General features: G+C 60.5%; 22 protein-coding genes. 5 read left to right on the plus strand and 17 right to left on the minus strand.

The window, feature by feature from the left end; genetic code table 11:
- Positions 1-4: 4 nt before the first annotated feature.
- The 5 genes from AC1DNK_RS15190 to AC1DNK_RS15210 all read right to left on the minus strand — a co-directional run bounded on the left by AC1DNK_RS15190 (position 5) and on the right by AC1DNK_RS15210 (position 6596).
- Complete coding sequence (locus AC1DNK_RS15190; RefSeq protein WP_477941924.1) at positions 5-943, minus strand: SurA N-terminal domain-containing protein; 939 nt, start codon at positions 941-943, stop codon at positions 5-7.
- Between the two features lie 185 nt (positions 944-1128).
- On the minus strand, positions 1129-3489 hold the full coding sequence (locus AC1DNK_RS15195) for an LPS-assembly protein LptD (protein WP_477941925.1): 2361 nt from the start codon (positions 3487-3489) through the stop codon (positions 1129-1131).
- Entirely contained in the window at positions 3489-4577 is a 1089-nt protein-coding gene (gene lptG / locus AC1DNK_RS15200; protein WP_477941926.1) for an LPS export ABC transporter permease LptG, read from the minus strand. Before lptG ends, AC1DNK_RS15195 begins: the two co-directional genes overlap by 1 nt.
- On the minus strand, positions 4574-5749 hold the full coding sequence (locus AC1DNK_RS15205; RefSeq protein WP_477941929.1) for an LptF/LptG family permease: 1176 nt from the start codon (positions 5747-5749) through the stop codon (positions 4574-4576). The genes lptG and AC1DNK_RS15205 overlap by 4 nt, the downstream gene beginning before the upstream one ends.
- Before the next feature lie 97 nt (positions 5750-5846).
- Positions 5847-6596, minus strand: coding sequence for a phosphatase PAP2 family protein (locus AC1DNK_RS15210; protein WP_477941930.1), 750 nt, complete (start codon positions 6594-6596; stop codon positions 5847-5849).
- 187 nt (positions 6597-6783) lie between these two features.
- Between AC1DNK_RS15210 and AC1DNK_RS15215 the strand changes: the two genes are divergently transcribed.
- Both AC1DNK_RS15215 and AC1DNK_RS15220 read left to right on the plus strand, forming a co-directional pair.
- A complete protein-coding gene (locus AC1DNK_RS15215; RefSeq protein ID WP_477941932.1) occupies positions 6784-8277 on the plus strand; it encodes a leucyl aminopeptidase in 1494 nt (497 codons plus the stop codon).
- A 20-nt stretch (positions 8278-8297) separates the two neighbouring features.
- Positions 8298-8747: a DNA polymerase III subunit chi gene (locus AC1DNK_RS15220; RefSeq protein WP_477941933.1), complete on the plus strand. Its 450-nt coding sequence runs from the start codon at positions 8298-8300 to the stop codon at positions 8745-8747.
- A 9-nt stretch (positions 8748-8756) separates the two neighbouring features.
- Here the strand turns inward: AC1DNK_RS15220 and AC1DNK_RS15225 are convergent, their stop codons facing one another.
- The 5 genes from AC1DNK_RS15225 to AC1DNK_RS15245 all read right to left on the minus strand — a co-directional run bounded on the left by AC1DNK_RS15225 (position 8757) and on the right by AC1DNK_RS15245 (position 14252).
- Entirely contained in the window at positions 8757-8975 is a 219-nt protein-coding gene (locus tag AC1DNK_RS15225) for a hypothetical protein (protein WP_477941934.1), read from the minus strand.
- A 54-nt stretch (positions 8976-9029) separates the two neighbouring features.
- Positions 9030-9956, minus strand: a complete 927-nt coding sequence (locus tag AC1DNK_RS15230) for a Gfo/Idh/MocA family protein (protein WP_477941935.1) — start codon at positions 9954-9956, stop codon at positions 9030-9032.
- Positions 9957-10051: 95 nt separating this feature from the next.
- Positions 10052-10870, minus strand: coding sequence for a polysaccharide deacetylase family protein (locus AC1DNK_RS15235; RefSeq protein ID WP_477941937.1), 819 nt, complete (start codon positions 10868-10870; stop codon positions 10052-10054).
- Positions 10871-11271: 401 nt separating this feature from the next.
- On the minus strand, positions 11272-13155 hold the full coding sequence (locus AC1DNK_RS15240) for an ABC-F family ATP-binding cassette domain-containing protein (protein WP_477941938.1): 1884 nt from the start codon (positions 13153-13155) through the stop codon (positions 11272-11274).
- Positions 13156-13205: 50 nt separating this feature from the next.
- The gene (locus tag AC1DNK_RS15245) at positions 13206-14252 is read right to left on the minus strand and encodes a GGDEF domain-containing protein (protein ID WP_477941939.1); all 1047 of its coding nucleotides are present in this window, start codon (positions 14250-14252) and stop codon (positions 13206-13208) included.
- Positions 14253-14486: 234 nt separating this feature from the next.
- On the opposite strand from AC1DNK_RS15245, the gene AC1DNK_RS15250 reads away from it, so the two are divergent.
- Complete coding sequence (locus AC1DNK_RS15250) at positions 14487-15176, plus strand: glutathione S-transferase family protein (protein WP_477941940.1); 690 nt, start codon at positions 14487-14489, stop codon at positions 15174-15176.
- Between the two features lie 84 nt (positions 15177-15260).
- Positions 15261-15683, plus strand: coding sequence for a nucleoside-diphosphate kinase (gene ndk, locus AC1DNK_RS15255; RefSeq protein WP_016553456.1), 423 nt, complete (start codon positions 15261-15263; stop codon positions 15681-15683).
- Positions 15684-15795: 112 nt separating this feature from the next.
- Here the strand turns inward: ndk and AC1DNK_RS15260 are convergent, their stop codons facing one another.
- A complete protein-coding gene (locus AC1DNK_RS15260; protein WP_477941941.1) occupies positions 15796-16305 on the minus strand; it encodes a hypothetical protein in 510 nt (169 codons plus the stop codon).
- Complete coding sequence (locus AC1DNK_RS15265) at positions 16302-16847, minus strand: CGNR zinc finger domain-containing protein (protein ID WP_477942187.1); 546 nt, start codon at positions 16845-16847, stop codon at positions 16302-16304. The genes AC1DNK_RS15260 and AC1DNK_RS15265 overlap by 4 nt, the downstream gene beginning before the upstream one ends.
- A 67-nt stretch (positions 16848-16914) precedes the next feature.
- Here AC1DNK_RS15265 and AC1DNK_RS15270 point away from each other — a divergent pair, with 67 nt between their 5' ends.
- Positions 16915-17811 (plus strand): ABC transporter permease subunit, encoded by an 897-nt coding sequence (locus AC1DNK_RS15270; protein ID WP_477941942.1) that lies wholly within the window; start codon positions 16915-16917, stop codon positions 17809-17811.
- Here the strand turns inward: AC1DNK_RS15270 and AC1DNK_RS15275 are convergent, their stop codons facing one another.
- From AC1DNK_RS15275 to AC1DNK_RS15295, 5 genes are all read right to left on the minus strand, one after another.
- A complete protein-coding gene (locus AC1DNK_RS15275) occupies positions 17812-18273 on the minus strand; it encodes a molybdenum cofactor biosynthesis protein MoaE (RefSeq protein WP_477941943.1) in 462 nt (153 codons plus the stop codon).
- 234 nt (positions 18274-18507) lie between these two features.
- On the minus strand, positions 18508-18762 hold the full coding sequence (gene moaD / locus AC1DNK_RS15280; protein WP_310298185.1) for a molybdopterin converting factor subunit 1: 255 nt from the start codon (positions 18760-18762) through the stop codon (positions 18508-18510).
- Complete coding sequence (gene pgsA / locus AC1DNK_RS15285) at positions 18762-19349, minus strand: CDP-diacylglycerol--glycerol-3-phosphate 3-phosphatidyltransferase (RefSeq protein WP_112389555.1); 588 nt, start codon at positions 19347-19349, stop codon at positions 18762-18764. Before pgsA ends, moaD begins: the two co-directional genes overlap by 1 nt.
- Before the next feature lie 110 nt (positions 19350-19459).
- Complete coding sequence (uvrC, locus tag AC1DNK_RS15290; RefSeq protein ID WP_477941945.1) at positions 19460-21502, minus strand: excinuclease ABC subunit UvrC; 2043 nt, start codon at positions 21500-21502, stop codon at positions 19460-19462.
- Positions 21499-22266 (minus strand): SDR family oxidoreductase, encoded by a 768-nt coding sequence (locus tag AC1DNK_RS15295; RefSeq protein ID WP_310298191.1) that lies wholly within the window; start codon positions 22264-22266, stop codon positions 21499-21501. Before AC1DNK_RS15295 ends, uvrC begins: the two co-directional genes overlap by 4 nt.
- Positions 22267-22304 lie beyond the last annotated feature (38 nt).

The following is a 22304-nucleotide window of genomic DNA, read 5'->3' on the forward strand; positions in this document are numbered from 1 at the left end:
GGTGTCAGCGATAGATGATCTGCGCCTTCGAGCGCAGTTCGTCGAGATACTTCTTGGCGTTCTCGTCGGTCGGCGATTCCTTGTTGGACTTCGCCTTGTCGAGATCTTCCTGGCGGAACACCATTTCGGCCGCGGTATCATCAGACACCTGACGCTGGCTGCAGATCGCCAGATATTCGACGCCCTTCTCGGTGACGCGTGTCGTCGTCGTGTTGCCCTTCGCCTGCTCGATGAGCGGCTTCCAGTCAGCCGGCAGCTGCGGTGCCAGCATGCGGCCGAGATCGCGCACGGAAACGTCACGCATTGTGGCCGCAAAGACCTTGGCCTGATCGCAGCCCGGATACTTGGCACGCGACGCGTCCGCCTCGCTCTTGCGCTTCGCCATGATGCCCTTTTTTGCCGGCGGCACGACGAAGATCACCTGCTGCAGCATGTATTCTGTGGTTTCAGGCTTCTGCTTGTTGTTGTCCATCATGCGCGACACGAGATCGCTGCTCGACATGCGGGCCGAAGAGCCGTAGCGCGCATTGACCAAGCGTGGCCAGCTCATCTGGACGGCGATGAACTGCTTGAAATGATCGGCGCCGACGCCAGCTTTGGTCAGAATATCGGTCAGCTGGGCGACCGTCAGCTTGTTGCCTTGTGCGAAGCGCGCGAAGGATGCATCGACTTCATCCTTGGAGACCGACATGCGGATACGCGCGATCTCCTGACGCTTCAGCGTTTCATCGACCAGGGATTCCTGCGCTGTCTTTGCATCCGCCTTCTGATGCTGAAGCCGCAGGAAGGCGACGCGCTTGGCGACGTCTCCGCTGGTGATCGCCGTCCCGTTGACGACGGCCTTGACTTCGCTCGCTGCAAAAGCGGGCTGGTAGGCTGCCGCTGCGATGCACATCGCAGCTCCTGCAAACAATGCCGTTACGGCCTTTCTGGCGCCAAACATCTATCGACCCTTCCCTAGACGGCACAGTTCAATGTGCGCCTATTTCCTTCCATCGCGGCAACCGGACAGTCATTCCAGCAGAAATGATGCTTTCCTATGCCTCAGATAATTGCTGACGGCAATGTCCTGCAAAACTGTTGCGGCGAAAGAAAGGCTCTCTTTCTTTCGCCGTCACGTCATCCGTCTCAGTTGTTATAGATTTTGCTGTCCGGGTTGTCGAAGTCCCCGAGCTTGATGTCGCCGAGGGTCCGGAACGTCAGCCTGGCACCGATTGTCCAATCGCTTGCCGACTCGTCGCTGATGTCGCGCTTGTCGGTGTAGGCGATGGTGAAGATTGTGCATTCGTCTTCATAGGAGAGACCGATGCTCTTCTTTGAAATGACATCATTGTTGAGATCCCAGGCAATACCACCGAAGATCGACCAGTAGTCCTTGAATTTGACACTCGCCTTCGTCTGGATTTCATCCGCATCGCTGGACAGGCCATAGTCCGGTTGCGCGGTAATGTGAGTGTAGATCAACTGACTCTGGAACGTGTCATTCTGAAAACCGGCGGTGAAGTCGCCCCGGTTGAGTGACAGATCTTTTTCATCGAGACGATAAGAGGCAGCCAGCGCCAGCCCCTGCGGCGTCTCGATTCCAGCGAGGCCAACATAATCGGAACGTGTGGTCTCAAGGCCGGATTCGCTGCCGACATTGACCAGATCCGGGCTGGCAAACGAATTTTTGCCGGCCAGCTGATAGGATTGGCCGAAGATGCCATGCAGCTTGTAGCCGTTGTCGAACGAGCCGGTATACTGGAAGCCGATATTGGCGCGCGTGCCGCCCTCGATACGGTCATAGCCCGAGAACTTGTCCCGGTCGAAGAGGTTGGTCGCGTCGAAGACGAAGCTCTGCGCGTCCTCGTTCGGCAATGCGCCTGCAAGAGGCTCGTCGGGCCGCGCGTAAATCTGCGCGATCGGCTCGATCACATGGGTGCTGTTGTCAGTGGTGATCAGGAACGGGTAACGGGCTTCGAGGCCTGCGGTCACCATGCCTCGCGTCGCGGCGTCGCCGTTGTCGAAGTCACCAGCGTAATTGGCTCCAGCAATGGAATTGGGGTCATCCATATTCACCGAGAGGGCGTCGGCCCTCGCGGCAAGAAGCGGCGTGATGAGAACGCCAGCCGGCGTCACGAAAGTGCGCTTCCATTCCAGTTCGCCACTAAGGCGGCTGTATTGCCCCTTGAGCGAGAAGCGGTCCTCGCCGAGAGGGTTGTCGAAGAAGTCGTCGTGCGTACGCGAAATATTGGTCAGGTTAACGTCGAGTGACAACTCTCCCCCAGCCAGCGGCTGCGGCGCGACATAGTGATAGTCCATCGTCGGATAGACGATGGCCTGCTGTTTTTCACTTTCGCTGGTCCGATCGGCGTCCTGCACGTCGAAATAGAAGGCGCGCATGTCGAAGTAATTGCGCTTTCCGAGACCCGTCAGGTAAGCTTGGTTGGTTTGCGTCGTTCCCGAGTAGCCCTTCAGCTCATATGTTCGCGAGAAATTGTTGTCCGACTGGTACATAACGTCCCAGCCGAAGCTCCAGCGCGGATTGATCTTAAAGTCCGCCTTCGACGCGATCATGCCGCGATCGTCGCGCTGGTCGCTCGTGCCCGCCGTAAAGCTTTCCGGACTAAGCTGATTGATGCCAGCGATGCGCAACGTGTGCGTGCCGTTTTCAAAGCGCTGCCGGAATTCGGTATCGAGCAGGAAACCCTGCTGCGTATAGCCGGTACCGGTTACGGTTGCGTCCATGCTCGGAGAGAAGACGTAGTAATACGGAACAGAGAGGCCGAAGCCCAGGTTCTGCGATGTGCTCATGGTCGGGAACAGGAAGCCCGACTTGCGCTTGACCGTATTGTCCGGAACTTCGATCCAGGGAAGGTAGGCAATCGGCGTACCGAGAAGCTCCAGCCGCGCATGTTCGAGGCGGATCGTATGCTTTTCGCCGTTCTGAATGACGCGCTGGGCTTTCACCTGCCAGAATGGCGCCTTGTCCGGCTGTTCGGCGCATGGAAGGCAGGCCGTGTAGACACCCTTATTCAGGATCATCTGCGTGCCGCCGACGCGCTCGCCGCTTTCGGCCACGATTCGGGTATTGTCCGCCGTCTCAATGCGCAGCGCATTGATGAAACCGTTGGCAAAGTCGTCGGTCACATCGAGCTTGTCAGAATACATCCGGTTGCCATCGGGACTGATCATCTCGATGTTGCCCAGCGCCATCATCCGGCCGGTCTTCTGGTTGTATTCGACGCGCTGGGCCACAAGTTTGTAGCCGGCATAATTGATCTGGACGCCGCCGATCACCGAAACGATCTGCGAGTCCTTGTTGTAAATCAATTCGTTGGCCGAAAGCACGAGCTTTTGACCGGCTTCAACCTTCGGCTGGAGCTTTTGCGATGCCTGATTTTCCTGTGCGAAGACTTCTGGAATGCTTCCGGAGTAGCTAAGCAGAGTCACGCCTGCAAGCAGGGCAACCATGTGTTTACTCAAAGTCTTGCGGTTGCCTGCCGCCACTAGCCATCCTCCTGATGAAGCAGAATCGTTGCACCGAATGCGAGCGCGACGACTACCGGAATCCAGGCCGCCACGAAAGGCGGTACGACTCCGCTGCTTCCAAATGCTTTCACAAGCACGGTCAGCACATAAAGCACGAAGCCTGAGAGGATTCCACCCAGAATCACGGACCTCGATTGGTTGAACCGGCTAAATTTTAGGGACACTGTTGCAGCAATGAGAGTCATCGCCACGAGCAGCAGTGGCTGCGACAGCAGTGAGTGGAATTGGGTCTCCAGCGCCTTGGTCGGAACGCCGAATGACTTCGCTATTGCTATTCTGTTCGAAAGATCAAAGAAAGCAATGGTTTCAGGTGGCGTAAGGCGCTCTCTGACAAAGTCCTGCTTCAAATTGGTACGCAGTTGTAGCGTATCCTTACGCTGCACGATTTCGCCGGGCCGACGCTCGATGACGTCCTTAAGAAGCCAGTAACCATCTTCCAACTTTGCCGACTTTGCGTCCTGCCTCAGGATCACTTCCCCATCGGAATTGAAGTGGACGAGCACGGCGTCCATCAGCAGCGTACCATTCTCGACAATCGATTTTGCTCCGATGATCACATCATCTTGGCCGCTGATCTGCCGAATCCAAGGTATCTGCGATGACGCGTTGGCGATCTTGTCCTGCCCGCGCCAATCCGTTTCTAGCAACGCCGCTTGACGCTGCCCCCAGGCAGCGATGGGGTTGATGACCGCGACGGTAAATACGCCAAGCAGCAGGGCTCCGGCGGCAAAGGGGGCCATGAACTGCCAGACAGAGATGCCGGCAGCACGCGTAACGACAAGCTCATATTTGCGGTTGAGCCCGATCAAAACTGTCATCCCGACAAACAGCGCGATGAATGGAATGGTTTGCTGAAGCAGCAGAGGGAGCCGCACAGCCGTCATGACAAGCCCGCTGGCAACAGTATAGCCCGGCAGGCCGGACATTCTCGTCGCCGTTTCGCTAAAGTCGATCAGAAACACGATGCTGATAATGCCGAGAAAGAACCAGATCGTGGTCGTGAGGTAGCGGCGAAAGAAATAACGTCCGAGTGTCCCGAAAATCATGCGTTCCCTCCCGAATTTCCATTCTTCCTGGGAAGATAGGAGGACGCGGCCGTTCGAATCCAAAGCCAAACGCTTCCGATGCCCGTGGTCACAGAGAAGCGTCCATGAAGGTTCAGGAACACGATGGAGATCACCGAAGCGACGACCGGAATGCCGTAGAGGATGGCGATAAACGTGGGGCGGGTATCGATCTCGTTTGCCGCATAGAAGGACGCCCAGCGAAGCGCAAACGAAAGGCTGAGCGCTCCGATCATCGGGTGGAGCCGCGCTTGACGGTGAGATCGCGCATCGCCGGCAATCACCAGCGATATCAGGGCGAAGACGAAAGGCAGTGTCCAATCCGTCAGGCGCCGGTGCAGCTCAGCGGTGTAAGTGCCCGGTTTCGCTATGTAATCCTTGTCTGTCGTATCGGGATTGAGCAGGTATCCCAGGTCCCGGTCGCTGGCGCGCAGCGTCGCCTGGCCACGGTTTTCAGTCAGATCCGACAAGTCAAATGAATAGGAATCGAAGCGGATAATCGAAACGTTGCCATCACGCGTCTTTCGCTGAACTTCGCCGTCCTTCATCAGCAGCGACGCCCCGCTCGGATCGACAGCACCCTCACGGGCATAATAGATCATGTCGAACGCCGGATCACGTTCATCGACGACGAACAAGCCGCGCAACACGCGCCCTGCTAGGCGTTCGGAGATCTGAACAAAGAGGCCGTCATCGATTTTACGGAAGTTTTTCTCTTCGATGACTGTCGAGAGCAGGTCAGCGTAGGTCTCGGCGACCATCTGGCGTACGCCGGTCTTGGCCTTCGGCTCGACGACGTTGTCGACAAAGAACGAAAAGACGCTGATCAGCGCGGCAAGCAGCAGAATGGGACGCACGAGGATGCTGCGCTTGGCGCCAGCCGCATCAATGACCGTCAGTTCGGAATCGTTGTTCATCGTCGTCAGCGTCTGAGTGATGCCGATAACGAGCGCGAAGGGCAGGACGACGGGAATGATCGAGGGAAGGATCAGTGTCGCGAGCATCGCGAAGGATCCAACCGACTGACCACTGTCGGTTACGAGATTGACGCGCTGCAGCACCTGAGTCGTCCAGATGATCGCCAGCACTGGCAACAGCGCTACGAGGAACATCTGGCCGACACGCCGCAATATGTAAATCTCGAGAAGTTTCATGCCTGCCCTTGGTCGGTCTGCGAGGCGAGCGCCTTGCAGCGGAATCCATCTACGATGTTTGTTTCGCTTTTGCGACCTGTCCGCTTGAAAAATTCATTCAAATTTCAGAATTTTTTGCCCGGTGTGACGAATCTGTGAAGGCATAGATCCCGGCAAAGACGACGACCGCAAGCAGCCAGCCGAGCACGATGTCGGAGAGAAAATGACCGCCGAAAGCAAGCCGCATCACTGGTGTCAGCAGCGAAATTGCCAGTATTGGCAGAAAAAGGCCTGTTCTGGCCGGTTGCGGGATGAAAATCAGCAGACAGAGCAGCCATCCGGCGCTCGCCGCTTCGCCGGAGATGAAGGAACAGTTGCTGACGCATTTTCCCGCAAAGGATCCGGCCCGCACGAAATCCATCATGCCGCCGAAATCGATCACGGACACAGGGCGAGGGCGGCCCCAATGCTCCTTCAGGATCACATTGACGATCAGTCCCGGGCCGATCAGCAGCGAGCTCAATGCGATCTTCAGATTGCGCGCCCGTGCGGCCTTGAAGGTCGAGCCATGCTGCGTGTAGCAGGCGATCAGCATACAAAGCTGGATGATCGCGACCACATAGGGCAGCCGGAAGAAGATCATCCGCAGGTTCTTAAGAAACCAGTTATTGGCCGCCATGAACGCGCCGCAAATATCTCCGGCCTGTGAGGTGGCGTCGCAGGTTGCCGGTGTGAAGAAATAGCGCGAGGTGGCAAGATCGATCTGCGGGAATGCCGAGAAGACGATCAGCAGCACCCACCAGAGACAGAAGAGCACCACGAAGATATCCGTTGCGGCAGGCGGAAAGCCGATTCTCCGGTATGACATATAGGTCTTGAGGGCTGCTATCACTGGTAACGTCTTCCGTTCTCGGAGCCTTCCTGCGGCGCGGTGGCTTTCTGCCTTGGCGGCGTGGATTTGTCCATGGGCTTCCGATCACGTCTTGTTTTCGCCCCTGAAACCCGGAATGATCGCCGCCAAACGGGATTCCTTTGCGAATCCGCAGGGAGAAGACATGTCTGTTAAATTCGATATTTCATTCGCGAAATCGGCCAAGATCAGTGGCGGTCTCGCCGTCCTTCTGAAGGCAGGCGATGGCGAACTGGCAGCCGGTGCCGACATTGCCGATCCGGCCGGTATTATTGCCAAGGCTTCCAAGATTGCCAAGTTTTCCGCCAAGGCGATGTCGGCGCTTGATCTCGTCGCGCCCGAGGGCTCGCCCGCCGACCGCCTGTTCGTCATCGGCATCGGCAAGCCGCAGGACCTGACGTCGCATGACTGGCTGAAGCTCGGCGGTATCGCCGCCGCCAAGGTCAAGGGCGCCGACAAGGCGACTATCTTCATCGATGCGCCAGGCGCTGCCATCACTGCAAAGGCCGCCGCCGACTTCTCGCTCGGCATGCTGCTGCGCGCCTACAGCTTCGACACCTACAAGACGAAGAAGTCGGAAGAAGACGAAAAAGCCAACGGTAAATCGGCGAAGATCACCGTCGTCACTGCGGATGCGAGCGGCGCCAAGAAGGCACTGGCGGATTCCGATGCGGTTGCCGAAGGCGTCAATCTGGCCCGTGATCTCGTCAACGAGCCGCCGAATGTGCTGGGTCCGGTCGAATTCGCCGCCAAGGCCAAGGAGCTCGAAAAGCTCGGCGTCGAAGTCGAAATCCTCACCGAGCGCGAGATGAAGCGGCTTGGCATGGGCGCGCTCCTCGGCGTCGCCCAGGGCTCCGTTCGCCCGCCGCGCCTCGCCATCATGCATTGGAAGGGCGGCAAGGCGAAGGACCGGCCGATCGCCTTCATCGGCAAGGGCGTCGTCTTCGACACCGGCGGCATTTCCATCAAGCCGGCTGCCGGCATGGAGGACATGAAGGGTGATATGGGCGGGGCTGCCGCCGTCATCGGCCTGATGCATGTGCTCGCGGCCCGCAAGGCTGACGTCAACGCCGTCGGCATCATCGGCCTCGTCGAGAACATGCCTGATGGCAACGCACAACGCCCGGGCGATATCGTCACATCGATGTCCGGCCAGACGATCGAGATCATCAACACCGATGCCGAAGGCCGCCTCGTGCTTTGCGATGCGCTCTGGTATTGCAATGACCGCTTCAAGCCGCGTTTCATGATCAATCTGGCGACGTTGACCGGCGCCATCATGGTGGCGCTCGGCAATGTCCATGCCGGCCTGTTCTCGAATGACGACACGCTTTCGGCGCAGCTGACATCCGCCGGTCTGACGGCCAACGAGAAGCTCTGGCGAATGCCGCTCGGGCGAGACTACGACAAGATGATCGATTCCAAATTCGCCGACATGAAGAACACCGGCGGCCGTTATGCGGGCTCGATCACCGCCGCCCACTTCCTGAAGCGTTTCGTGCAGGAAACCCCCTGGGCGCATCTTGATATTGCCGGCACCGCGCTCGGCTCGCCGCAGGACGAGATCAACCAGTCCTGGGGCTCCGGCTTCGGCGTCCGGCTGCTCGACCAGCTCGTCCGCGATCACTACGAGGCCTGATCACAGGCCAGAATGCAGGCATGACCGAAGTCCTTTTCTACCATCTGACCGAATCCAAGCTGGAGGACGCCCTGCCGCCGCTCGTCGACAAGAGCGTCGAGCGCGGCTGGCGTGTTGCCATCCAGCTCAAGGAGCCGGCGCGGCGTGATGCTCTCGATGCGCATCTCTGGACCTACCGTGAAGAAAGCTTCCTGCCGCACGGCACGGATGAGACCGAGCAGGCCGCAAACCAGCCCGTGCTCCTAACGGTGAGCGGCGACAACGCCAATCAGGCCACGGTCCGCTTCATCGTCGATGGTGCCGAGCCGCCGGTGGCCGATACCTACGAGCGCATTGTCTTCATGTTCGACGGTTACGATCATGAGCAGCTTGAAGGCGCGCGCGCCCAGTGGAAGAAGCTGAAGGGCGAGGGCCACACCCTCACATACTGGCAGCAGACGCCCGAGGGGCGCTGGGAGAAAAAGGCGTAGGCGCGCCGCTCAGCCGTCCCGCTTGAACTTCCACTTCACGACATAGTCGCCGTTGCGTTTCAGCTTTGCCTTGGTTTTCAGCGTCACCGGCCCGCCGAGCGCGGCTTCGGCCTTCTCGAAGGCGTGCCGGGCCTCAGCCATGGCGGCGTGATAGGCGCTGTTGTCGCGCTTCGGGCTGTCTGCGACTTCCTTGAGGAGGGCGGTCATTTCCGCTTTGCTTTCGGCCATCTCCGCCCTCGCTTTCAGATAGAGATGCGGCGCATGGGCCGCAGTGCTCTGTGATCAATCGTGGAAGGCTTCCACGAACTTGCGCTTGCCGAGCATGAAAGCGTCGGCAACATGGCGCAGCGGTGCCAGATCGACGTCGGACTGGCGGGCCTTGATGATCTCGGCAAAGCGACGGTAGAGCGACGGATATTCCTCTTCCGGTGCGGAGAACGTCAGTTCGCCGTTGACCGAGAGCTTCGAGCCGCCTTCGGCAAGTTCCATCCGACCCGCTGCCGTCTCGGCGATGATGTCCCAGCTCTGCTTGCCGGTCTGGCGCCAGTCGAATTCGCCGTGGACGGTCATCGCTCCGGCGTCGCGGAAATGCAGGTCGGCAGCGATCGGCGCATCGCGGTTTTCAGGAAACTCCAGCGTTGCGCCGGTAAGGAAGATCGCCCGCGGCAGGATGTGGGTGACGATCGACAGAGCGTTGATGCCAGGGTCGAAGACGCCAAGGCCGCCTGCCTGCCAGATCCAGTCCTGGTTCGGATGCCAGTGACGGACATCTTCCTTCCAGATGACGTGGACGTTCTTGATCTCGGTCTTGGCGAGAAAATCCTTGGCGGCCTCGACGGCTGCGGCATAGCGCGAGTGCCAGCTGGCAAACAGCGAGACACCCTTCTTGGCGGCCAGCGCTTCGAGGTCTGCCACTTCGCTCAGCGTTGCGCCCGGCGGCTTTTCGAGGAAGACGTGCTTGCCGGCCGAAAGCGCCTTGTAGGCCGCTTCATAGCGGTACTGCGGCGGCATGCAGAGCGAGACGGCGTCGATCTCGGGCACGGCCTCAAGCATCGCTTCGATCGTCGTAAAGCTCTGGATACCCTCCACGGTGCCATGGCGGCTCGCCGTGGCGACGAGCTTGTAATCGCCATTCTTGGCGATGGAAGGAAGATGCTGGTCGCGGACGATCTTGCCGACGCCGACGATGGCGAGGTTGATGGGGGACATGACGGGTGTTCGCTCCGGTGTTTCGCTCAAAAGTATGATTTATTGGGCGCTTGTTTTATCAGAATGCTACAGCCGGGCAAGCCGTCATGTCACCCTCAAAGCGAGGCCATTTCGACGGCGCGGTTATCTTTCTTGTACTTCAGCGTCACCACCTTGTAGCCCTCGGCTTCCAGCCGCGCGAGCAGGGCAGGGAGCATCGCCGCGGTGCGCTTATGGATGTCGTGCATCAGGATGATGCCGCGGCCGCGCTGGCGAAGCCGGTTCATCGCGCGATCGGCAACCTGTTCCGGCGTCGAGGTGAAATAATCCTTGGTATCGACATCGACATCCATGACGATCATCTCGCGCGCCGCGACGGCACCGCGAAGCTTGCGGCTGTCGGCGAGATAGGGGAAGCGGAAGAAATTGACGTCGGTGCCGGTTGCCTTGGTCACGGCAGCCTCGCCGCGGGTGATCTCGGCGATCGCCTGGTCGAAGGACAGCGTGTTGAGGTTCGGGTGTTTGTAGGTGTGGCTGCCGATCGTATTGCCTTCCATGGCAACGCGGCGCGCCAATTCCGGATGCAGTGCGGCCATCTCGCCGACCATCATGAAGGCGCCCTTGACGCCGAAGCGGTCGAGCGTTGCCAGCACCCGGTCGGTCCGGCCGGGGATCGGGCCGTCGTCGAAGGAAAGCACGACTTCCTTCGGCTCGAGCTTCAAATCCTTCAGCGAGGAAACCGTCAGCACGCGGCCGGCCAGATGGTGGGTTTCGCCGAAGGCCAGATTGGCGGGCTTCGGGAAACCGGCTTCGCTTTCCTCGGTCTTGATCGAAGACGTCTTGATCGTCTTGTCGGGAGCAGGCTGCTTGGTCGTCTGGCAGCCGCAAAGGGCAAGCGAGATGAGGACACTCGAAAGAAGGGCGATACGGGACATGAAAGGGGCTCAACAAATCAGTAATGAATGTTGAGACAACCTTTCGAATTATGGTTAACGATCGGTTTAAATCGGATGCCCGGGCGTTAACTTGTGCCGTTCTGCCGCAGCCTTTTCAGGGGTCTGTGGCTTGAGCGTTTCCTGGTTATATTGAAACATTCTGCCGGAGCATGTTTTCGACAGGGCAAAGGCGATTGGCGAAGGGCATACCTCGGGTACGGTCGAGCCGATCGCCTTTGATCCTGGCGGAAAGATGCCCGGCCCCTGCGGGGTTGGCTGAAACGGGCCGCCTGATCGACCGGCTGGCTTGGCCGTAGATCTGGGCTACGACGCGCGCCAGCCGGTCGACCATCCGACTCCGTTTGAGCCAACAGAATGCTTCAATATAACCAGGAAACGCTCTAACCTGCCATGGCCTCTTCATACTCGGAGGAAAGCTCCAGCCACTGCTCTTCGGCAGCGGCCAGTTTCGCTGCCGTCTCGCCGCGCTGCTTCGCCTTCTCGGCCGCCTTGGCAGGGGTCTTCTCGTAGAGCGCCGGATCCGCAAGCTCTGCATCAAGCGCCTGAATCTGTTTCTCCAGCTTGGCCGTCAACGATTCGATTTCGTTGATCTTTTTCTTCAGCGGCGCAAAGGAGGCGCGCTTGTCGGCGTTCAGCTTGCGCTGTTCGGCCTTGGTTGCCGGATCGTCGGCATTCTGCGGCTTGTCGTCCTTCTTCTTGCCGGAAGAGACGATCAGGTCGCGATACTCGTCCATGTCGCCGTCGAAGCTCGAAACGGTGCCGTTGTTGACGAGCCAGAGCCGGTCGACGGTCGCCTCGATCAGGTGGCGGTCGTGCGAGATCAGGATGACGGCGCCTTCATAGTCGTTCAGCGCCTCGATCAGCGCCCGGCGGCTGTCGATATCGAGATGGTTGGTCGGTTCGTCGAGGATAAGCAGGTTCGGCGCATGGAAGGCAGCCAGGCCCATCAGCAGCCGAGCCTTCTCGCCACCGGAGAGATCCTTTGCGGCCGTTGCCATCTTTTCGGTCGCCAGCCCCATCTGCGCCACGCGGGCGCGAACCTTGGCCTCGGGCTCGGTCGGCATCAGCCGGCGCACATGCTCGACCGGCGTCTCGTTGGGAACGAGGTCATCAAGCTGATGCTGGGCGAAAAAGCCGATCTTCAGGTTCGATGCCACTTTCAGCTCGCCGCCGTCGGGCGCGAGACGTCCGGAAATGAACTTTGCGAAGGTGGACTTGCCGTTGCCGTTCGAGCCGAGCAGGGCGATGCGATCGTCATTGTCGATGCGCAGCGTGATGTTCTTGAGGATCGGCTTGCCGGGCTCGTAGCCGACGGCGCCACCCTGGATCGCGACGATCGGCGAGGCCGGCTGTCTTTCGGGCTCGGGGAAGGTGATCGGCTGGACGTGATCCTCGATCACGGCGGCAACCGTTCCCATGCGCTCCAGCGCCTTGACGCGCGACTGCGCCTGCCGGGCCTTGGAGGCCTTGGCCTTGAAGCGGTCGATGAAGCTCTGCAGGTGCTTGCGCGCCGCATCGTTCTTCGCCTTGGCCTTCATCTGCAATTCGTCAGCTTCCGCCTTCTGGCGCTCGAACTGGTCGTAGCCGCCGCGATAGAAGGTCAGCTTCTTCTGGTCGAGATGAACGATCGAATTGACCGCGTTGTTCAGCATGTCGCGGTCGTGGCTGATGACGATGACGGTGTGCGGATAGCGGCGCACATAGTCCTCAAGCCACATCGTGCCTTCGAGGTCGAGATAGTTGGTCGGCTCGTCGAGCAAAAGCAGGTCGGGCTCGGCAAACAGCACCGAGGCGAGCGCCACGCGCATGCGCCAGCCGCCGGAGAAGGAGGAGGCGGGCCTGAGCTGGGCTTCCTGGTTGAAGCCGAGACCGGCCAGAATGCTGGCAGCGCGCGCTTTGGCCGAGTGTGCGTCGATATCGACGAGGCGCGTCTGGATTTCGGCGATGCGATGGGCATCGGTCGCGGTTTCGGCTTCCTTGAGAAGGGCCGCACGTTCCTTGTCGGCCGACAGCACGATTTCGATCAGCGACTGCTCGGTGGCCGGCGCTTCCTGCGCCACCTGGCCGATGCGGGCGTTCTTTGGAATCGAGACCGACCCGGTCTCGGCGCCGAGATCGCCGGTGATGATACGGAAGAGCGTCGATTTGCCCGCGCCATTGCGCCCGACAAGGCCGGCCTTGGTGCCCGCCGGAAGCGTCACGCTGGCATGGTCGAGAAGCAGGCGCCCGGCAATGCGGGCAGAGATTTCAGTGATCGTGATCATGCGCGGCGTTTTGGCCGAAACAGCCGATCAAGGCAAGGGGTCAGACGCCGTCAGCGGCCGAAGGCCTGGATGGGCTGGCGGCGGTTGGACTGGGCGGCGAGCAGTGCCACGCGGGCATTGGCCTGCAGCTGCGCGCCGGTTGCCGCATCGCCGCTGAGCGCGATGCCCAGCGAGATGCTGAGGGTGCCCGGATCGGATTTGTCCGTCGTCGCGAATACCATGTTCTCTTCGACCGACTGGCGCAGCCGCTCGGCAATGGCGATGGCGTCGCGCATGCCGACATTGGCGAAGATGAAGGCGAATTCGTCGCCCTCGGTACGCGAGACGAAGTCGTTCTTCTTGATCGACTTGCGAAACAGGTTGCTCAGCTTCTTCATCAGCTTGTTGCCGGCCTGCACGCCATATTTGGCATTCAACTGCCGGAAGTCGTCGATATCGACCATGATAAGCGCGCTGCCGGCAGCCCCTTCGTCGCGCTCGTAGAGCTCGCCGATGGCATTGCCGAGCGCGATGCGGTTCGGCAGGCCGGTCAGCGGATCGGTGACCGAGGCGGCCTGTACCGCGGCAACGCCACGCTCCAGCGCTTCGATGCGTTCGACATCGGAGAGCAGCTTGGCTTCGAGTTCGGTCTCGGCGGCAAGGACGGACGCCAGCGAGGAGGCGAGATATTCCATCTCGCTCATGAAGGCATCGAGCCCCTGTTCGGAATTGCCGGAGAGCGATTGCAGCAGCGTCTCGGCGACGCGCGCGAAGGCATGTTTCTGCTTCAGCCCATCCGACAGCCGGTCGGCGGCTTCGCGCAACAGCTTGCTCGCTTCGGTGCCGGCGGTTTCGGCGGCAAGGCCGCAATGGCTGACGAGGCGGTATTTGAGGCCGAGTTCGTCGAGCCGCGCCTGGGCCGGATGGTTGCCGAGGGCGGAAATATCGGTGGCAAGCGCCGTGTTGCGGACGCAGACGGCTTCGTGCAGCAGTTCGTAATTCCGCGGCAGGCCGGCGATGTTCAGCCGCGCCATATGCTCGGCGATCTTCTGCGCATCGTTCTGCGGGCTAGGGCGGGCGCCCTCGCGCTGTGCTGCATTTCTGGTTGTGGTCTGCATCACCGTTCCCTGGCTTTGCTTTAGCGGTGGCTTATCCTTTCGCTATGCACTGCAGATTTTAAAATAGCTTGAATTTTCAGTATCTCCGGCTCTCATCGCCGGAAAGGCGCAAAATGCGGTTAATGCAACCTTGAAGCGCCGAGCACCGAAGCTGATGGCGCCCATCAGATTTCGTCATTTGATCCCGGCGCCGCTTTGCCGTGAAATGCGGCTGATATTCACGAGAGGACGGCCATGACCCTTGCGCTCTATTCCCTCTGCGGCGCCCGGCCGCAGCATTTCTTCTCGCCGCATTGCTGGAAGGCGGTGATGGCGCTGGCGCACAAGGGGCTGGCATTCGACGAGATCCCGACGACCTATGCCGGCATCGTCAGGATCGGCGGCGGTTTCTCGCCGACCCTGCCGGTGCTCGATGACAACGGCCATCTGGTCTCCGACAGTTTTGCCATCGCGCTTTATCTCGAGGATGCCTATCCCGACCGGCCGCCGCTCTTCGGCGGCGAGGGCGGCAAGGCGCTGTCGCGGATGGTCGAAGGCTATTCGCAGATGGTGATCCACACGGCGATCATGAAGATGGCGCTGATGGACATTCACGGCGCGCTTGACGAAGGTGACAAGGCTTATTTCCGCCAAAGCCGCGAACAACGGCTTGGCCGGAAGCTTGAGGATGTCGTCGCGGAACGCGCCGCCGAAGAGGCGGCCTTTGCCGCCAAACTCGAGCCCATGCGCCACATGCTGAAGTTCCAGCCCTTCATCGGCGGCGAGAGCCCGCTCTTTGCCGATTACATCGTCTTCGGCGCCCTGCAGTGGCTGCGGGTGACGGCGGGATTGTCGATGCTATCAGCCGATGACCCGGTCGTCGCATGGCTCGATCGCTGCCTCGACCTGCATGGTGGCAGGGCACGCGGTGTGACAGCGGCGTGAAATTGCCGCGTCCCCCTTGTTTTCGGGAGTTGGGGCGGGTAAAGACCGCCCACTTTTCCCCGCTAAACCAGAGGATTTGACCCAATGGCGATTGAACGCACCTTTTCGATGATCAAGCCGGACGCAACGAAGCGCAACCTCACGGGCGCTATCACCAAGATGCTCGAAGATGCCGGCCTCCGCGTCGTCGCTTCCAAGCGCGTCTGGATGAGCAAGCGCGAAGCTGAAGGCTTCTACGCCGTTCACAAGGAACGCCCCTTCTTCGGCGAACTCGTCGAAGGCATGACCTCCGGCCCGACCATCGTTCAGGTTCTGGAAGGCGAAGGCGCCATCCTGAAGAACCGCGAAATCATGGGCGCGACCAACCCGGCAAACGCTGACGAAGGCACGATCCGCAAGGTTCACGCTCTCTCGATCGGCGAGAACTCGGTTCACGGCTCGGACGCTCCTGAGACCGCTGCCCAGGAAATCAAGTACTGGTTCTCCGACACCGAAATCGTCGGCTGAATCGGAATGTCAGCCTGAGGGCTGATGTGATTGAAATGACTCTCGAAGCCGGGGCTTTTGCTCCGGCTTTTTGTTTGGGCTGACGCGGCGAACTTGACGTCGTGCAAAGCTCTCAAGCCGCCGGGCACTTGTCCGTATTCGAATAATCCACCGTCCCGTCGGCCTTAAACACGTCCGGGTTCTTCGTGTAGAACGGCCCGACCACCAGCGGCTTGCTGGGCAGCATCGCCGCCTGATCGACATCGGAGACGAACTGCGTCTGCAGTTCCTGCAGCGTCTTGCCGTCGGCGGCCACCAGCTTGATCTTGGCGCCGTAATGCTTGTCCTTGCGCACGCAATGGATCGCCGGGCTCTGCAGCGTGATCTTGTCCCAGGCGGGGAAGATCTTCTCCTGCAGTACGATCGGATCGCCGCCCGCCGGGTTTTCAAATTCGGCGATCGCCACAGTGCCGTCAGGGATCGGCGAAGTCTTGCGCAGCGTCACCAGATAGGTGGCGGTCGCCACGCGGTAGTTGAAGACGAAGATGTGGCCGGATACCTCGACCATCTTCTCCATCTCGCGCTGGCAGCCTGCGATCAGCATTGCCGAAAGGCCGAGCGCGGCAATCGCGTTGATCTTCATGGCGTCTCCTCCTTCTTGCGCCGGTAGTGGCGGCTGGCCTTCGCCCGGTTGCCGCAGACGGTCATGTCGCACCAGGCGCGGCTTCTGTTCTTGCTGCGGTCGATGAACAGCCAGCCGCAGTTGCGGCAGATCTTCATTCTCTCGGGATCGGGCATGGCGATCAGCCGCAGCGCCGAATGCGCCGTCGCCGCGTCGAGCCCGCCGGGCGCAGCCCCGCGCAATGCGGCGGCAATCCGCTCGAGCAGATCGGCCAGAAGGCCATCATCATCCTCACCGGCCACGCGGCTGCGAAAATAGCGATCGCTAGCCTCGCGCAAGCCGATAAAGGCCGGGCGGTTCGCTGCTTTAACCGGCATCATATCACCTAACAGCGCCCGCTCGGCGCAAAACGCCGCCGCGGCGGCCGGAAAGCTGTCGAGCTGATCAGGCGTTGCGAAGCGATCGATGCTTTGTTCGGCGTCATGGCGCAGGATCACGCTGTTGGCGACATCAAGCGCGAGCGCGCCTCCGGAAAAGCGGTGCTGGGTCCATGTAAAGCTCATGATGAAAATATAACTGGTAAAAGCCATTTTGCCAGTTATTATTTTACGGGAAATCCGGAGGACTGGAATGGCCTATCTTCTGCAGCAGCTGGCGAATGCGGTGCCTCTTGCGGCACTCTACGCCGCGCTGGCCTTCGGCTATGCGATCGCCTTCGGCGTCACCAAGCGTGCTGACATCACCTATGGTGCGATGTTCGCCTTTGCCGGGCAGATGCTGCTGCTATTTACCGACTTTGCCTATAACCGCCTGTGGCTGATCCTGCCCGCGGCTCTGGCGATCGGCGTCGCCATGTCGTTCCTCTATTCGCTGCTGACCGGTTTCTGGATTGGCCGCAGCATCATGCAGCCGCTGGTACGCCGTTCGGCCAACACCGTGATCGTCGCCGCGCTCGGCGTCACCATCCTGTTGATGGAAACGGCGCGGCTGGCGTCGGAGACCCGCGAGATCTGGCTGCCGCCGCTGCTGAACGGCACTGTGGTGTTCTGGAGCGATGCCGCTTTCAAGGTGACGCTGACCTATATCCAGCTGCTCAATACGGGATTGATGATCCTGTTGATCGCGACGGGAACACTGATCCTGCGCCGCACCTCGCTCGGGCGCATCTGGCGGGCCGTCACCGACGATCCCATGGCCGCCGAACTCTGCGGCACCAGCGCCAGCAAGGTATTCCTCGTCGCTTATGTCGCCGCTGCCTTCGTCGCCACCGTCTGCGGCATCCTCACCACCTTTTACTACGGCTCGATGGATTTCGGCGCCGGCCTGCTGTTCGGCCTCAAGGTGCTGATGATCTCGGCTGCAGGCGGCTATTCCGATCCGCTGAAATCGGCCGGCGGGGCAGCAGGAATAGGCTTTGCCGAAACTCTCTGGACCGCCTACGGCCCGTTCCTCTGGCGCGACTTCGTCGTCTTTTCGCTGCTGGTCTTCCTGCTGGTCATGAGCCGGCGCGAGCGGGCCATTCCTTGATTATTTCCACTTGTCGCGGGCCGTGTCGTCCGCGCCCCTTGCGGCGACCCAGTCCCCGGACGAACCATCCTTGCCATGCTCCTTCTTCCAGAAGGGTGCGGACGTCTTCAGGTAATCCATGACGAAATTGGCGCCGTCGAAAGCGGCCTGCCGATGTGGTGCTGCGGCGATGACGAGGACGATATTTTCACCGGCGGCGATCTTGCCGAAGCGGTGGATGGCGGTCAGGCCCTTGAGGGCGAAGCGCTCGATCGCGAGATTGGCAATACGGAGCATCTCGGCCTCGGCCATGCCGGGGTAATGCTCCAGCTCCAGCGCCGACAGCGTCCCGCCTTCGTCGCGGCAGAGGCCGGTGAAGGTGACGATGGCGCCGATGCCGGGGTTGTTCTTGGAGAGCATGTCGAGTTCGCACTGCAGCTCGAAGTCTTCGCGCTGGACGCGGATGGTAGGGGAGGTGGTCATGGGCGGTTTTCAACCCTGGAGAGGTTGTGCCGTGTCAGCCCCCCTCTGGCCTGCCGGCCATCTCCCCCACGGGTGGGGAGATCACAAGGGGCTTGCTCCCTGCGCCACTCCTGCGTTGGGTCGTTCTGTAACATCAATTGTTTGGGGAAGCCTGCACCCCCAGCCAATCTCCCCACCTGTGGGGGAGATGCCCGGCAGGGCAGAGGGGGGCGAACTGGCTCGGCGCCCACCATCTCACCCGCCCGTCATCGGCGGAAAGATCCCGATCTCGCGAGGCGTGCCGATCGGTTCGTCGTGCTCCACATGCTCCTGGTCGAGCGCTACGCGGATGACGTTTTCATATTGAAGCGCGGTCTCATACTCTTCGCCCAAGCCCTTCAGATGACTCAGAAGATCGGCGACGGTGACGACGGAGGCGGGGAGATCGATCTCCTCCTCGCTCTTGCCTATCCGCTCGCGCACCCAGGCGAAATAGACGAGACGCGTCATCACTCTTCGTCCACGATATGCTTCAGGCCGGCGCGGAAATAGTCGTAGCCGGTATAGATCGTCAGGATGGCGGCGACCCAGAGAAGGCCGATGCCGATCTGCGTCGTGTAGGGCAGCACGGCGTCACCGGCCGGGCCCGCCAGCAGAAAGGCGATGGCGACCAGTTGCAGCGTCGTCTTCCACTTGGCAATGCGCGTCACGGGCACGCTGACCTTTAGCGCCGCCAGATATTCGCGCAGACCGGAGACCAGGATTTCGCGGCAGAGAATGATGATAGCCGCCCAGATCGACCAGCCGGCAATCGTGCCGTCGGCGGCAACCAGCAGCAGGATCGAGGCAACCAGCAGCTTGTCGGCGATCGGATCGAGCATGCGGCCGATATTCGACGTCTGGTTCCAGATGCGCGCCAGATAGCCATCGAGGAAGTCGGTGACCGAGGCGATGACGAAGATCCAGAATGCGACCCAGCGGGCGAGATCCGAGCTCTGCAGCCGTCCCTCGACGAAGAAGCAGATGACGATCAGCGGCACCGCAAGAATGCGTCCGTAGGTCAGCAGGTTCGGGATATTGTATGCGCGCGATGCCATGAATCTGTTCTCTGAAATGATGTGCCCGTAGATGACGGCTTTGGCCCTCGACCGTCAACATTCTTTCTGGTTTTCGCTGTCCTTTGCGTGGAATTTGCGACCGTGACAGCCTATTTCGCGGCGTCGTCGTGAAAATGATTGTAGACCACCTTCGCGACCGCCTCCGAAATGCCCTCGACGGCCATTAGATCGGAAAGCGCGGCGCGCGAGACGGCCTTGGCGGTGCCGAAATGCTGCAGCAGCGCGCGTTTGCGCGACGGGCCGATGCCGCCGATCTCGTCCAGCGGGTTCTTGACCATCTCCTTCTTGCGTCGCGCCCGGTGCGAGCCGATCGCGAAGCGGTGCGCCTCGTCGCGCATGCGCTGGATGAAATAGAGCACTGGATCGCGCGGCGGCAGCGAGAAGCTCTCCTTGCCCGGTGGAAAGAAGCGTTCGCGCCCGGCCTCGCGGTCGACACCCTTGGCGACGCCGATGGCGATGACGCTGTCGGTGATGCCGAGTTCTTCGAGGATCGCCCTGACAGCCGTCATCTGTCCCTGGCCGCCGTCGATCAGGATAACGTCGGGCCATGCCGGGAAGGGCATGTCGGCGGCGTCGATGCCGGCAGCAACGGGCTGCGAACGATCAGGAATGCCTTCCTCCTTTATCAGCCGTGAGAAGCGCCGGGTCATCACTTCCTTCATCATCCCGAAGTCGTCGCCGGGGGTGATGTCGGTCGATTTGATGTTGAACTTCCGGTACTGGTTCTTGACGAAACCCTCGGGCCCCGCGACCACCATGCCGCCGACGGCATTGGTACCCATGATATGCGAGTTGTCGTAGATCTCGACGCGCTGCGGCACATAGGGAAGGTTGAAGGTGGTCTTGAAGCCATCGAGCAGCCGTGACTGCGATGCGGTTTCGGCGAGCTTGCGCCCATGCGCCTCGCGGGCATTGCCGACGACGTGATCGACCAGATCGCGCTTCTCGCCGCGCTGTGGCACGAGGATAGAAACCTTGTGTCCGGCCTTCTCGCCGAGTGCGGCGGACAGAAGCTCCATCTCATCGACGGTTTCCGACAGCATGATCTGCTTCGGCACCGGTTTGTCGTCGTAGAACTGCGCCAGGAACGCGCTCAGCACTTCGGCGCTTGAGAGCTGCGGGTCGGCCTTGGGGAAATAGGCGCGGTTGCCCCAGTTCTGTCCGGTGCGGAAGAAGAACACCTGGATGCAGGAAATCCCGCCTTCGTGGTGGATCGCGAAGACATCGGCCTCGTCGACACCGGCCGGATTGATACCCTGGTGGCTGGAGACATGCGACAGCGAGGCGAGGCGATCGCGATAGACGGCGGCGCGCTCGAAATCGAGATCCTCGGCGGCGTTGTTCATGGCTTCCGCCATATGCGCCTTCACCTTCTGGCTTTTGCCGGAGAGAAAGTCCTTCGCCTCCTGCACCAGCTCGCCATAACCGGCATCGCTGACCTCGTGGGTGCAGGGACCCGAACAGCGCTTGATCTGGTAGAGCAGACAGGGGCGGGTGCGCGTCTCGAAGACGCTGTCGGTACAGGTGCGGATCAGGAAGGCGCGCTGCAGCGAATTGATCGTCCGCCCGACGGCGCCGGCTGACGCGAAGGGGCCAAAATACTCGCCCTTGCGGGCACGCGCGCCGCGATGCTTGAAGATCGCCGGTGCCCGGTGATCCCCGGTGATCAGGATATAGGGAAACGACTTGTCGTCGCGCAGCAGCACATTAAAGCGCGGCCGCAAGCGCTTGATCAGATTCGCTTCGAGAAGCAGCGCCTCGATTTCGGTGCGGGTGGTGACGAATTCCATATGGGCCGTCTGGCGGACCATCTGGGCGATACGGTTCGAGTGGACGCGCCCCATTGCATAGTTGCTGACGCGCTTCTTCAGGCTGCGCGCCTTGCCGACATAGAGCACATCGCCATCGGCATTGAACATGCGATAGACACCGGGGCTGTTCGGCAGCCGCTTGACGAATTCGCCGATCAGCTCCTGGCCGGTCAGGCCGGTCTCGTTGATCCCGCCCTCGTTCCAGTCCATATCGGCAGAGATAGGCGCGGCGGAAGGTTCGCCCTCCACCTCGATATCGTCGTCCGTTTCGTCGATCTCATCATAAAGAACACCGCCATCCGGCAGCTTCTTGGCATTCATTCCTTGATCTCCAGCACATCTGGCGTCTGCCACGCGAGATGCTGGCCGCCGTCGAGTGCAATCATCTGGCCTGTGACCGAGGGCGTTTCGAACAGAAAACGAATCGTTCGTCCGAATTCCTCCAGTTCAGGACCCCTCTTCAAGATAAGGGCTGCGACCTGCGCTTGGAAGTCTTCTTGCAGCTGACGCTCGCTTGGAATCGACGGCCCGGGGCCGATGGCATTGACCCGGATGCGCGGCGCCAGCGCCTGCGCCATGGTTTGCGTCGCCGTCCAGAGCGCCGATTTCGACAGCGTATAGGAGTAGAAGCTCGGCCGGAGCGCCCAGACGCGCTGATCGATGATGTTGACGATCAGCCCATCGGCAGCCTGCGGCAGCTGCTCGGCGAATTTCGCAGCCAGAATCGACGGCGCCCTGAGATGGACGGCAAAATGCTCTTCCCATATCCCGGCATCGAAGGCCCGCAGCGAATCCTCGTGGAAAATCGAGGCGTTGTTGACGAGCAGATCGAGCGGTCCAAGCGCGTCGGAGGCCTTTTGAATCAGCTTTTCCGTCTCATTTATTTTTGTGAGGTCGCCCTGGACCGCAACGGCCCGATGACCGCTTTGCCGCAATTCCGCCGCAAACTCCTCCGCCTCGGCGAGCGAGCCGTTGGCATGGATGGCAACCGAAAAGCCGTTATCTGCCAAATCCTTGGCAATGGCGCGTCCTATTCTTTTGGCTGCACCTGTTATCAGGGCTGCCCTAAGTCTCTTCTCGCTCAAAAGCTTGCCTTCTTAACCCGTGAGTCTAGGTGCTTCCT

It is taken from the genome of Rhizobium sp. 01N424 (assembly GCF_056399485.1).